Here is a 12,841-nt window from a genome sequence, read left to right as displayed (position 1 = left end):
CATAAAAATCAAGGGGTTGAAACTTTTATAGCTCAAATACTTGAGCCTGATTAGGTGAAAAGCACTTGAGAAACAATGAGATATTTAGTGCTGATGATTTTAAAAAAAATGCTCGAAATCGAATTTTTGATAATGACGAACCAGATCAAGGGTTTGCTGAGGAAGTGTTTTTTTTAAAAAAAATAATGTCAAATTCCATGATGATCTCCTACCCTCATTAAATCATTTGTCGAGAGACAGCCATCATGAGCTTGCCTAACCCACTCTTTTCAGGCATGACCAGTATTTCTTTAAGTGAGCTTGCCTATTACGGGGAGCATCCAGGAGTAGAGAGATACTTAGCTAAATTCGATTCAAACCTGAATGCTTTCAAGTTCGCGAATATAGCGCGAGAATTCATTGCTTCTCGTGTCGGCGCACATAGTGATGGAGAAAATCTGTCAGGTTTTGGATCTGCGAGGAGTATTACAGAACGCCTATTACTCTGGTCATGGATCGTAAAAGGAAAGTCTGTAGAAGCGATCGAAAAGGAAGAGTTTCGAGAATTCTTAGAGTTCAACTCATGCCCCCCTTCCGAATGGGTAGGCGACGTCGCACGTCGACGATTCGATTGGGTTGATGGAGTCGGCTACATTGCTAACCCGGCCTGGCGCCCATTTTCAAAGCCCGCCAATGAAACCGGGATGCGTACAATGAACATGTTTAAGCTCATAGTCTCCTGTTGCACGTCTTTCTATGATCACCTAATCCGCAAAGGAATTTGCCAGTTTAATCCGGCACAAAATGTAGAAAGGCTCCCCCTTCAAACTTTTAGTGCCGAAGCTAGGTCAATTGACCGCGGACTGACGATTTGGCATGTGGATCAAATCTTAAGAATCGGTGCAAATCTGGACTGCGGTCGCCATGAACGAGCCTTATTCATTGTGGCCTTGATGAGGTATCTTTTAGTGCCGATCCGGTGGATTGCGAAAGACGTAAGAAGAACTCCTTCATTTAACCTCTTAAAACATACTACCTGCGGTTTTCAGTATTTAGTTGAAGGTCTACGGGGCGTCGAAGCAGTGACTGCCCCAAACATATTCATTCCATATCTTCAAAGGTATCGGTCAAGTCGTGGTCTGCCTAGGGAGGCTCCCGACGATGAGGATGAGCCGTTGCTGGTGACCTCACATGGTCGTCCTGGTTTGACGCAACGTCAAATCAGAAACCTCGTGTATGAGATTATACTAGTAACGGTTCACCAGCTGGAAATTGAAGGAGCGGATAATCAAGAAATAATTCCTCTAAAGTCATCATGTTTGGACTCTATACGAATTGCTAGCATAAGTGGCAGCCTTCGAGAGTACGGTGTTTACGAAACTCAAAAAAAATTAGGCTCCGAAATATTCAGTTCGATTCTGCGTAAAGGAATCTGAAATGAGTGCTATTTTCCAAGAAGACCGTTCGATTCCCGACGGGACAATGGCTATGCGACCCGGGGCGTTCTGGCACAGCGGTTTCAGGGGGTTCAAATTCTCGTACTCATCACGCGCGTTGTCATAGAAAAAAAAAGTGCTTTTTTCGCAGGGCGGTCCAATTCGTACTTCCATAAAGACTGACTAGCGCCCTACTCCTAATCCCAATTTCCTCCTTTGAGGATTGGCGGAAATTCGAGAGCTGGCGCTCCTCCCTTCGCCTGGAAGACTTGGAATGCAGCTTTTGCGAGCTGCCCATGCTGTCCCAGGAGCAACACGTGGAAATCAGTGTTCTTATTCGTCAGGGCCTGTCTATTAGGGCCATTGCCCGCCAGATGCGCTGCTCGCGAAATACCATTCGACGCCACCTCAAATTACAGTCCCAGCGCCAACCCATCGTCTACGGCCCGCGCGCGCAGCGCGTGGGTAAGCTTGCGCCTTTCGAGGCCTTCGCAGCTCGGCCGCATTGGATTCCTGCGATCGTGCTGCTCAGGGAGATCCGCGAGCAAGGTTACGAAGGCGGATATTCGATCCTCACCAGCTTCCTGCTGACGTTGAAAACCAAGGCTACTGAAACCGTCGTTCGGTTCGAAACCGAGCCTGGTGAACAGATGCAAGTTGACTTCACCGTCATCCGACATGGCCGTGATCCGTTGCTGGCATTCGTTGCAACGCTGGGTTGGAGCCGGGCAAGTTATGTCGTTTTCTCCCGTCGCGAAGACTCCGTCGCATGGTGTTCCGGGATTGAAAAGGCCCTGCGCTTCTTCGGCGGAACGCCGAGAAAGCTGCTCTTCGATAACGCTAAAGGAGCGTGATGTCTACGGCCCCGGAGAGCACCGATGGAATCCGGCGTTTGAGCTTGGCCGAGCGCTATGGCTTTACGCCGAAGGTTTGTCGACCTTATCGGGCGCAGACCAAGGGCAAGGTCGAGCGCTTCAACCACTATTTGAAAAACAGCTTTGTAGTGCCGCTGGCCGCATCACTCAATCAAGTCAATCTGGTGCTGGACGTTGAGGGGGCGAACAGCAGAATTGGCCCTTGGTTGATGGAGATCGCCAACGCCCGGATACATATGCAGTGTTTTAAACCCATGACTAACCCACTATATGGATTTTTCAGATGAACGGTTGAGCAGTTTGGCACAAGAAAAAAGCAATCTCATTTCGCCATCTTTAGGGTCGCCCTCCTCCAGATTGTGTGCGAGGATTCTGCCACGGCGATGGCCGATCAGGGCGTACCAGACCGCAGACGCTTACCACTAACGTTATGCCTGAACCAATGCACTAACGAACAGCTCGTAAAGTGCTTGTGGTGGTATTGGGGGGAATACGCAACTAGCACGGTTGAGGTTACAAGCGCCAGCTGAGTGCAGCGTGAGTGCCCCACCAGTTAAAAGAAAACTGATGCTCCGGCGACTCCTGAAGTGGCTGGCATTTGTTTCTTCATCTGTTCCGGCACATGGTTGAAGGTCTAGCCAGTAGCGTGCAGGATCGGGTTGGATGGTACAGCGGTTCTTACACCCATCAACTTGATCTAGAAATTGCCTCTTTGCTAATCAGTGTCTGCGCTCGCACATATTGTCCTGGCGTAACACCCGTTATCCGACGGAACATGGCAATGAAAGCACTAATATTTTCGTAGCCAAGCTCAATCGCCGTTGTCGTCACTGACATCCCCTCGACCAATAGTTGAATAGCGCGCAACGTGCGTGCACGTTGTCGCCATTCAGAAAAACTAAAACCGGTTTCAGCGACCAGACGCCGGGCAAATGTTCTAGGTGCCATACCTGACCAAGCAGCCCAATCCTCAAGTGATCTATTGTCATCAAGTTGAGCAAGTATCGCATCGGTGATACGCCTCAAGCGCGGGTCATTGGGGTGCGTCAGACCGATGGGTTCAGCGGGTGAGGTAGCAATTTCATCCAAGATGACTGCTGCAACCCGCGACTCCATTTCGTTGCGGGGTGGTTGTCCCCACGACGCAGCGCGGCTTACCGCTTCGCGCAGCAAACTGCTGACCCTAAATGTGCATGGCATTTGATGCAGGATCCCGCACTCTTGCTCCGCGATATAGACCATCGCTCCTGCAAAAGCGCCATGTGACATCATCGCGTGTGCGACACGGGGAGGTATCCAAATGGCATGGGTAGCCGGCACTACCCATGAGCCGCCGTCAGTGCTGACGGAAAGCAGCCCGGCAAGGCTTGCGATGAGTTGGCCTGTCGTATGAGTGTGGGGCGCCGTTTCGCGGATCGCCCGGTCGCGTTGCTCTATCGCCAGCAGTGGCATAAGCGCGCGGTTCATGGCTGGTTTACGTTATCCAATGTCATATCCGAGGTAGCCATATCCTGAATGCCTAATGGAGAATAAGACCGGTCAGAGGAATACTCAATGTCTAAAAATCGCAAATGTTGCTTCTCTTGGATTGGCCTGATTATGCGTACCTCTCACAGATTTATTTTCTGTGTTTTGGCCGTAACAGCTGGATGCGCAAGCTCACCTCCCTATTTGGCCCGTGAACCTTTAAAGGATCATTTGATGAATTCTAACCACATGGTGCATGCCGTCGATCATATTGGCTTCGCAGTCAGTTCATTGGAAGAAGCCATTCGCTTCTGGACAACTGGACTTGGGTTCACTCTTGAGCGTCAGTCGGAAATGGGCGGATCATTCATTTTGCAAGTAACCGGCACCGCCGATCCGAGCGTGCGAACGGCGATAGTCAAAGGCCCGGATGGCAGGCGAGTAGAGTTGCTGGAATATTCGCAGGGTGACCGCCACGGTATCACTCCACCTACGGCATCAGCGATTGGTTCAGCGCATTTGGCATTGAGAGTGCAAGACATATACGCCGTACTCGAACGCATTGAGCAAGCAGGCTGGAAAGCAAGAGGCACGCCTCAAGCGATTCCCGCAGGCCCACGCAAGGGAACTCTAGTTGTATATGTGACCGGGCCAGATCATATCACTCTGGAACTAATGCAGGCTAATGAGTAGCTTCCTGCCGAAGGCTGTTAAGCTTATTTCCCTAAAGCAATTACTTAAAGCGCTCTCTGTCGCGCATGACGTCTCATGGCAAACATAAAGATCATCACCTTCAAGTATACAGCTGGCGTAATCATACACTTCGCCGGCCACATAAAATTTGGATTTCCTTTCTGGCACTCCACTACGCAGATCGAAAAGCTAAAGCCCTGTTAGTGCGCTAGAGCGCAGATCACTAACGCGTAAAGGCGCAAATTTTAAATTACCGCCATATAGGATCTATCAATGACTGCTTTTGGCGGCGGACATTCCTGAATTAGCAGCTTCTAGCCTTTCGTCCCTATTGCGAACATCCGCGGTCCCAGGCGTTTGCTCTCCATCTTATGCTGCAAACCTGAGCGAGTTCAAAGATCCCGCAGCATCAATCGCTGCTCCTTACCCCACGCCCGAAAAAACTCCTGCACCTGCCATCCACGCTTGGCGTAGTAGTCGCTGCGATCATCGGTGTGCAAGTACAACCGCGTGGTGCCGTTGGCCTTTGCGGCGTCGCAGATGCCTTCTATCAATTGTTCCGCCAACCCTCGCTTCCTTGCCTGCGGGGCGATAACGACGCAGGCTAGCCAGGGCCCCAGCTCCGGGCGTTCGGGCAAGTCGCTGGCGGCAAGTGCAGCGCCGCCAAGTAGCTGGTCATTCTCTAGGACGATCAGACATTGCCAATCACCGTTGCCCTGGCCTTCCGCGAATTCGCGTTGCCAATTGGCCAATGGCTGCTCAACAAACTCGTATGCGAACTGCTGATGCAGCCACTGCGCCAGGGTGTCGCTGTGTTGCATATGGTCACGCAGCCAAACCAGGCGGGGCATGTGAGAGTCTTCCTTGTTTTTGGATCAGTACGCGTATGTGGCCGCAAGGAGGGAATAGGGTCAAGCGCAACGGTGAAAAGGTGACTGAAACGGTGACAGATTTATTTTTTCTTCCGGAATGACCGCTTCTGGCCGATTATGTTGAAAAAGTAGGTTTTCCCAAAGCACTCGAATATTATGGATGAAAACACCTCTGTCGCCCGCCGCTACGTGAAATTCGAGTACTGAACCTTCTACCAAAAATTCAGATTTCAATCTCAGGCGTACTTTTCTGGCGTGGAATTCGAAACCGACTTTTTCAAAAGAATCGGTCGACTTTTGCCAGTCAGGGCCACCCAGTGTGCTGGTCAAATTCGATGCGAACGACTGGTCAAGTCGAATGCAAATGAGTAGACAAGTGGAATTATCCTGATTAGCGTCCAAACTGAAGATCTTCAGGCGAAATTAAGAAAAACCCCTCTTCAACCCCGCATTTCTCGATGGCACGCTCAAGTGAGACATAGTCCCAAGCAGGATTAGGCCCACTAGCAAAATTTACTAGCGCGTACGTATCCTCGCTCGATCGGCCTTCATCCGCGCTGACATGCAAGCGGTCTGTGCAAGCTATTTTGAGGATGGCTGGCTCGCATGGGAGTTGAGTGACGTAAGGCCAGTCACACACTCTGTAACCATCCGTGCGGCACCGGGTATCTACGAGGTAAGTTTCCTACTCCCAGACAAACGCTGAATATTGAGCAAGATGTGTTGGGTAGACGCTTACGCAAGACCCGTCTGGCAGAGCTGTTTTATCACCCAGGACATCAGACGTACCCGCAAGGTCGGGCGTTTAGTCTAGATATACCTCTATTAAGGTAAACCGCATTTTCTTTATCTACAAAGCTGGTTAGCGACACTATCAAGCTCGCGATCCAAATCAGCTTTATCCGCAGCGCTTAAAACGCCCTGCTTCGCAACGAGATTTTCGGTTTGCTTTCGTACTCTGCTGACTCGTTCAATCATGCCACTCGCTTCATTCTTCGTTATTTTACGGCTTTTGCGCGCTGTACTAATATCGGCATTCAACACATTGGTCCGCATTGAGATGTGAGCTTGCTTCACATCTTTGACTTGACCTTCGATCTGGACCACCAAAGCGCGCTGCTTCGTTAAATCACAACTCGGCAGGTCCACTCCTGTTTGAGCGGCTTGAACATTAAGAGTCAACACCAGCAACATAAATGGATATAGGTTTCTCATGTGTGCTCCCCCAAGGAATGTTCTATATCAATTAAAGGTAACCTATCCCTCAAACCCAGCGGACCAGCCGGCTTAAGGCGCGCGACTTTTAGATCATATCGGTTTTACGTCGCGTGATTATTAGCGCCAGCAATATCGTGCACATCCCGTATGGCGCCTCAAGAATCTTTAGGACTTTTGATCAGCCTCCTATTGCGCTATTGGGTCTTGATAAACTCCAGCATCATGTTATTGCCGTCAAGAATGTCCGTGCAGATCGCTTGCCTGGCGGCGGCGCCATCACGGTTTTTCAGGGCGGTTAAGACTTCCCAGTGGTGCTCGATGGCTATCTGCTCCGAAAAGTGGTCGTACGCCAGCGCCAGCAATGGCCCGGTGCGCATCCACAGACTGTCCAGGAAGGCTCGCAACAGCGGCATCTGGGCGATCTCGGCAAAGAAGAAGTGAAACGTCTGGTTAAGCTTTAACGCTTCGCTCATGTCTTCACGATGAATCGCATCAATGTTTGCCACAATGTTGGCTTCGATACGGTCCAAATCCTCGTCAGTGACCATCGTGGCCGCCGTCTCTGCAGCCAGTCCCTCCAGCGCCAGTCGCACCGCACGAATTTCCAAATATTGTTGGCTCGTCAAGATAGGGACACGAATGTCCTTGGGCGTCTTCATGACCAGGGCCTGCTCTTTGGCAAGCTGAAGAATCGCATCACGCACCGGGGTGACGCTGGTGCCCAGTTGCATGGCCAAGTCGCGGATACGGAGTTTGTCATCGGGTTTGAGCTTGCCCGTGACCAGCGCCTCCCGCAGCGATGAATAAACGCTGGTGCCGAGATACGCGTGTTTTATTTCGCCGATTGGATAGCTCATTTCAGATCCGAGTGAGGAAGGCTCTAGTTGGCGGGAAATACCTCCCCGTCAGCAACGAATTGCATCATCGCGGTTTTTTTGGGAAAAAACCAGCTACACAACATGATGCATCATGCATTATGATTTACCTGGCAGTCCCACTCAATAGCGAGATCATCATGAGCACACCACGTTCCTCCCTGGCCGATAAAGACATGCGTCACCAACTGCACCCATACACCAACGCCCGTGCTCACGAGGAACAGGGGCCTTTGGTGATCGAACGAGGGGACGGGGTGTACGTGATCGACGAAAACGGCAAACATTACATCGAAGCCATGGCCGGCCTGTGGAGCGCGGCACTGGGTTTCAGCAATAAGCGGCTGGTGGCCGCGGCTGAAAAGCAAATGTCGATCCTGCCCTTCTATCACCTGTTTGGTCACAAGGCACACGCGCCCAGCATCGAGCTGGCGGAGAAGCTGATCAACATGGCGCCGGTGCCCATGAGCAAGGTGTTCTTCACCAACTCGGGGTCCGAAGCCAACGACACCGTGATCAAGCTGGTCTGGTACCTCAACAATGCACAGGGCAAACCTGCGCGCAAAAAATTCATCAGCCGCATCGGCGGCTATCATGGCATTACGCTTGCCGCCGCCAGCCTCACCGGCCTGCCGGCCAACCAGCGCGGTTTCGACGCACCGTTGCCGGGCTTTCTGCACACCGGCTGCCCGCACCACTACCGCCATGCACTGCCCCACGAGAGCGAGGAGCAATTTGCCGATCGCCTGGCCGCCGAACTCGACGCATTGATCGTGAAGGAAGGCGCGGACACCATCGCGGCCTTCGTCGGCGAACCCTTGATGGGTGCCGGTGGCGTGATCGTGCCGCCACGTACCTACTGGGAAAAAATCCAGCGCGTCTGCCGCAAGCACGACATCCTGATCGTTGCGGATGAGGTGATTTGTGGTTTTGGGCGTACAGGCAAGATGTTCGGCAGCCAGACCTTTGGCATCGGACCGGACATTTTGATCCTGTCTAAGCAATTGTCGTCGTCCTACCAGCCTATTTCCGCCATCCTGCTCAATGACCGCGTGTACCAGGGCATTGCTGACCAGACCAAATCTTTCGGCGCGCTGGGCCATGGCTTTACCGGCGGCGGCCACCCGGTGGCGGCAGCGGTAGCTCTGGAAAACCTGAAAATCATCGACGAAGAAAACCTGGTGGCGCACGCCGCCAGCATGGGCGAGCTGCTTCGCAGTCAGTTGCAGACCTTCAGTGACCACCCTCTGGTAGGGGAAGTGCGTGGAGCCGGCCTGATCGCGGCGGTCGAACTGGTCGCGGATCGCGCCACCAAAGCCCCTCTGGACGCGCCAGGCAACCTGGGTCGCTACCTCGCGGGGCGTGCCCAGGCGCATGGTATGATCACCCGTAACATGGGCGATGCCATCGCTTTCTGCCCGCCGCTGATCATCAATGAAGCGGAAGTCCGGGCCATTGTCGACCGATTCGGCATGGCATTGGACGACACCAGCAAGTGGGTCAATGGCTAAATGAGCCACATAAAAAAGGCCTGGTGCGAACCAGGCCTTTTTTGTTTTAGCTGGCCTCAGTTCAACTCGCTCAGCAACGCCGGCACCGCCTCGAATAAGTCCGCCACCAGGCCATAATCCGCCACCTGGAAGATCGGAGCTTCTTCGTCCTTGTTGATCGCGACGATCACCTTGGAGTCTTTCATACCGGCCAAATGCTGGATCGCGCCGGAGATACCGACGGCGATGTACAGCTGTGGCGCGACGATCTTGCCGGTCTGACCGACCTGCATGTCGTTGGGCACGAAACCCGCATCGACGGCCGCGCGCGAAGCGCCGACCGCGGCGCCCAACTTGTCGGCCAGGGCGTACAGTTGCTTGAAGTTGTCGCCGTTCTGCATGCCACGCCCGCCGGAAACGACGATCTTGGCAGCGGTCAGCTCGGGGCGATCCGACTTGGCCTGCTCTTCGCTAACAAAGCTGGAAGTGCCCGCATTGTGGGCGGCAGAGACGGCTTCAACCGCGGCCGAACCACCCTCGGCGGCGACCGGGTCGAAACCGGTGGCGCGCACGGTGATGACCTTGATCGCGGCGCTCGATTGCACGGTGGCAATGGCGTTACCGGCGCAGATCGGGCGCGTGAAGGTGTCGGCGCTTTCCACCGAGATGATCTCGGATATCTGGTCGACGTCCAGCTGCGCGGCCACGCGAGGCAGGATGTTTTTACCGTTGGAGGTCGCGGCCGCCAGGATGTGGCTGTAGCCCTTGCCCAGCTCTGCCAACAGCGGTGCAACGTTTTCCGGCAACTGATGCGCGTAGGCAGCGTTGTCGGCGTGCAGCACTTTGCTTACGCCAGCTATTTTTGCAGCAGCCTCAGCCACCGGGCCTGCGCCCTCGCCGGCTACCAACAGGTGAATATCGCCCCCGATTTTAACGGCAGCGGCCACGGTGTTCAGGGTGGCCGGGGCCAGCACTTTATTGTCGTGTTCAGCGATTACCAAGATAGTCATGATCAGATTACCTTCGCTTCATTCTTCAGTTTCTCGACCAGTTCAGCCACCGACTTGACCTTGATGCCTGCGCTGCGTGCAGCCGGTGCTTCGACCTTGATGGTCTTGTTGGTGGAGGCGGTGGAAACGCCCAAAGCGTCCGGAGTCAGCACTTCGAGCGGCTTCTTCTTGGCTTTCATGATGTTTGGCAGCGACGCATAGCGCGGCTCGTTCAAACGCAGGTCGGTGGTGACGATGGCCGGCAGTTTCAGCGAAACCGTCTGTGCGCCGCCGTCGATTTCGCGGGTCACGGCAACGCTGTCGCCGCTCACTTCAACTTTCGACGCGAAGGTGCCCTGGCCGTAACCGGTCAGCGCCGCCAGCATCTGGCCGGTCTGGTTGTTGTCGCTGTCGATGGCCTGTTTGCCGAGGATCACCAGTTGCGGCTGTTCATTGTCGACAACCGCCTTGAGCAGCTTGGCCACGGCCAGTGAGGTCAGCTCTTCAGCGGACTCGACCAGAATGGCGCGGTCGGCGCCCAATCCCAGGGCGGTACGCAGTTGCTCCTGGGCAGTGGTCGGTCCGATGGACACCACGACGATTTCGGTCGCCACGCGCCCTTCTTTTATAGAGCGTTCTTTCAGGCGTACGGCTTCTTCCACGGCGATTTCGCAAAACGGGTTCATCGACATCTTGACGTTAGCGAGGTCGACGCCGGAATTGTCCGCCTTGACGCGAACCTTGACGTTATAGTCGATCACTCGCTTTATAGAGACCAGGATCTTCATCAATTACCTCAGTGATCACAACACAGGGGGGCGGAATAACGGATCAGGCAGGACTCGCGCCACGCAGCTTTTCATTGCGTCGGCGCAACCACTCCATCAACAGTAAAAGCACGGCGGAAGCAGCGATCATCAGGGTGGCCGCGGCAGCGATAGTCGGGTTGAGGTTCTCGCGAATGCCGCCAAACATCTGCATCGGCAAGGTGCGTTGCGCGGGGCTGGCCAGAAACAGGGTCACCACCACCTCGTCGAAGGACGTGGCAAACGCAAACAAGGCACCGCTGATTACACCGGGCGCAATCAAAGGCAGCATTACTTTGCGAAACGCGAACCAGGGGGTCGCCCCGAGACTGGCCGCTGCGCGGGAAAAGTTGCGGTCATAGCCCTGCAAGGTCGCCGTCACGGTGATCACCACAAAAGGCACGCCCAACGCGGCATGCGCCAGTACCAGGCCGAGGTAGCTGTTAAGCAGGTTCAACTGGGCGAAAAAGAAATACAGCGACACGGCAATGATCACCAGGGGCGCGATCATTGGCGAAATCAGCACCGCCATCACCAGCCCCTTGCCGCGGAATTCGCCGCGCGCCAGCCCCACTGCTGCCAGAGTTCCCAGCGCGGTCGCCAGCAACGTGGCGGCGGGTGCGATGATCAAGCTGTTGCGCAGTGCCCGCATCCATTCCTGGGAACCGAGAAACTCTTGATACCAGCGCAATGAAAAACCGCTCAACGGGTAGCTGAGAAACGACCCTTCATTGAACGACAGCGGCACGATCACCAGGATCGGCACCACCAGGAAGATCAGCATGCTGACGCTGAACACGCTGAAGATCGGCGCCCATAGGCGCTCGATCAGTGTGGAATGATGATTCATCAGACACCTCATGCACGCTGGGCGGGGTTGGCTGGACGGGTGACGCGCGAATACACCCAATACAGCAGCAGGACGATGATCAGCAACTGGCTGCCCAGCGCAGCGGCCATGCCCCAGTTGATGGTGGTGTTGGTGTAGAACGCGACGAAATAGCTGAGCATCTGATCACCCGGCCCGCCCAGCAGCGCGGGAGTGATGTAGTACCCGATCGCCATGATGAACACCAACAGCGCGCCAGCAGTGACGCCGGCAAATGTCTGCGGTACGTACGCCGACCAGAACGCCCGGAACGGATGTGCGCCGAGTGACACCGCCGCACGCACATAGTTGGGTGAAATGCCCTTCATGACCGCATACAGCGGCAGGATGACAAACGGCAGCAATATGTGGGTCATGGAGATGTAAACCCCGACCCGGTTGAATACCAGTTGCAGCGGCTGATCGATCAGCCCCAGTGCGATCATCGAGTGGTTGATCAGCCCGCCGTTCTGCAGCAGCACAATCCAGCCCGCGGTGCGTACCAGCAGTGAGGTCCAGAACGGCAACAACACCATGATCAGCCATAGGTTCGCGCGGCTGCTCGGTTGCCTGGCCAGCCAGTAAGCCACCGGGTAGCCGAACAGCACGCACAGCAGTGTGACCACCAAGGCCATCCACAACGTGCGCATCAGTACCGACAGGTACAGCGCCTGCCCCTTGGGCAGCTCGACGATATCGCCGCTCTGGGCATCGACCTGATGATCGAAGGCGGCCAGCACGTAATAAGCTGTCAGCGTGCGCCCCGCGCGTTGAATGCTGCGCCAGGTGCTCGGCTCCGCCCACAGCGTCGACTGTGCGATCAGCGCTCGACCGGTGGACTCGACGCCGTCATCCGGCAACTTGCGCAACGCCATTGTAAGCAGCGTTCGATAGCGCCCATCTTCATAACCCAGGCGTTTGATAAGAGATGGAATCTGCCCCTCGTCCTTGGCGGTTTTCAGGTCCTTGACCAGCGCCACGAAGACTTTCTCATCCGGGCGGCTCTCGCCGTCCCAGTCTTGCAACGCCAGCAGCGTGGTTGGTAATGCCCTGGCAACTTCAGGGTTATCGAAGCTCTTCCACAGTATGTTGCCGATCGGGAATACGAAGCTGATCAATAGAAAGATCAACAGCGGCGCGATCAACAGCATGGATCGCCTACGGTAAGAGCCTTCGGCACGCAGCAAGCGCTGCTTGAGCGAAGCACCCTTCTCGGTTGAATGATCGATAGCCGTCAGGCTGACTTCTGACATGCTGGTCTCCAGAGATAAGA

12 protein-coding genes and 1 pseudogene are annotated in these 12,841 nt (G+C 54.6%); 4 read left to right on the top strand and 9 right to left on the bottom strand.

What is annotated here, in order from left to right:
- Positions 1–245 precede the first annotated feature (245 nt).
- Both JOE32_RS05050 and istA read left to right on the top strand, forming a co-directional pair.
- Positions 246–1,415 carry a hypothetical protein gene (locus tag JOE32_RS05050; protein WP_209981944.1) on the top strand — a complete coding sequence of 390 codons (1,170 nt, stop codon included), beginning with the start codon at positions 246–248 and terminating at the stop codon, positions 1,413–1,415.
- A 296-nt stretch (positions 1,416–1,711) separates the two neighbouring features.
- Positions 1,712–2,526: pseudogene (gene istA / locus JOE32_RS05045) on the top strand (IS21 family transposase); the annotation flags it as partial.
- A gap of 451 nt (positions 2,527–2,977) precedes the next feature.
- Here istA and JOE32_RS05035 read toward each other — a convergent pair.
- On the bottom strand, positions 2,978–3,757 hold the full coding sequence (locus tag JOE32_RS05035; RefSeq protein ID WP_231986826.1) for a helix-turn-helix transcriptional regulator: 780 nt from the start codon (positions 3,755–3,757) through the stop codon (positions 2,978–2,980).
- Between the two features lie 234 nt (positions 3,758–3,991).
- Here JOE32_RS05035 and JOE32_RS05030 point away from each other — a divergent pair, with 234 nt between their 5' ends.
- Entirely contained in the window at positions 3,992–4,450 is a 459-nt protein-coding gene (locus JOE32_RS05030; RefSeq protein WP_057010023.1) for a VOC family protein, read from the top strand.
- A 392-nt stretch (positions 4,451–4,842) separates the two neighbouring features.
- On the opposite strand, the gene JOE32_RS05025 is transcribed toward JOE32_RS05030, so the two are convergent.
- The 4 genes from JOE32_RS05025 to JOE32_RS05010 form a co-directional block, all read right to left on the bottom strand.
- Positions 4,843–5,301 carry a GNAT family N-acetyltransferase gene (locus tag JOE32_RS05025; protein WP_057010024.1) on the bottom strand — a complete coding sequence of 153 codons (459 nt, stop codon included), beginning with the start codon at positions 5,299–5,301 and terminating at the stop codon, positions 4,843–4,845.
- A gap of 60 nt (positions 5,302–5,361) precedes the next feature.
- Positions 5,362–5,652, bottom strand: a complete 291-nt coding sequence (locus JOE32_RS05020; RefSeq protein WP_139136791.1) for a hypothetical protein — start codon at positions 5,650–5,652, stop codon at positions 5,362–5,364.
- A gap of 516 nt (positions 5,653–6,168) precedes the next feature.
- Positions 6,169–6,537, bottom strand: coding sequence for a hypothetical protein (locus JOE32_RS05015; protein WP_057010026.1), 369 nt, complete (start codon positions 6,535–6,537; stop codon positions 6,169–6,171).
- 197 nt (positions 6,538–6,734) lie between these two features.
- Positions 6,735–7,397 (bottom strand): GntR family transcriptional regulator, encoded by a 663-nt coding sequence (locus tag JOE32_RS05010; protein WP_057010027.1) that lies wholly within the window; start codon positions 7,395–7,397, stop codon positions 6,735–6,737.
- A gap of 158 nt (positions 7,398–7,555) precedes the next feature.
- Between JOE32_RS05010 and JOE32_RS05005 the strand changes: the two genes are divergently transcribed.
- Entirely contained in the window at positions 7,556–8,926 is a 1,371-nt protein-coding gene (locus tag JOE32_RS05005; protein WP_209981940.1) for an aspartate aminotransferase family protein, read from the top strand.
- A 56-nt stretch (positions 8,927–8,982) separates the two neighbouring features.
- Here the strand turns inward: JOE32_RS05005 and JOE32_RS05000 are convergent, their stop codons facing one another.
- Genes JOE32_RS05000 through JOE32_RS04985 form a run of 4 tightly spaced genes read right to left on the bottom strand, consistent with a single transcriptional unit; the run spans position 8,983 to position 12,821 of the window.
- The gene (locus tag JOE32_RS05000) at positions 8,983–9,915 is read right to left on the bottom strand and encodes an FAD-binding protein (RefSeq protein ID WP_209981938.1); all 933 of its coding nucleotides are present in this window, start codon (positions 9,913–9,915) and stop codon (positions 8,983–8,985) included.
- A gap of 2 nt (positions 9,916–9,917) precedes the next feature.
- On the bottom strand, positions 9,918–10,682 hold the full coding sequence (locus tag JOE32_RS04995; RefSeq protein WP_057010029.1) for an electron transfer flavoprotein subunit beta/FixA family protein: 765 nt from the start codon (positions 10,680–10,682) through the stop codon (positions 9,918–9,920).
- 43 nt (positions 10,683–10,725) lie between these two features.
- The gene (locus tag JOE32_RS04990; RefSeq protein WP_231986921.1) at positions 10,726–11,553 is read right to left on the bottom strand and encodes an ABC transporter permease; all 828 of its coding nucleotides are present in this window, start codon (positions 11,551–11,553) and stop codon (positions 10,726–10,728) included.
- Between the two features lie 5 nt (positions 11,554–11,558).
- A complete protein-coding gene (locus tag JOE32_RS04985; RefSeq protein ID WP_057010031.1) occupies positions 11,559–12,821 on the bottom strand; it encodes an ABC transporter permease in 1,263 nt (420 codons plus the stop codon).
- Positions 12,822–12,841 lie beyond the last annotated feature (20 nt).

It is taken from the genome of Pseudomonas sp. PvP025, from assembly GCF_017832155.1.
Lineage (GTDB): Bacteria > Pseudomonadota > Gammaproteobacteria > Pseudomonadales > Pseudomonadaceae > Aquipseudomonas.
The sequence above is the reverse complement of the archived record's forward strand: the minus strand, read 5'-3'. Positions and strand labels throughout refer to the sequence as shown.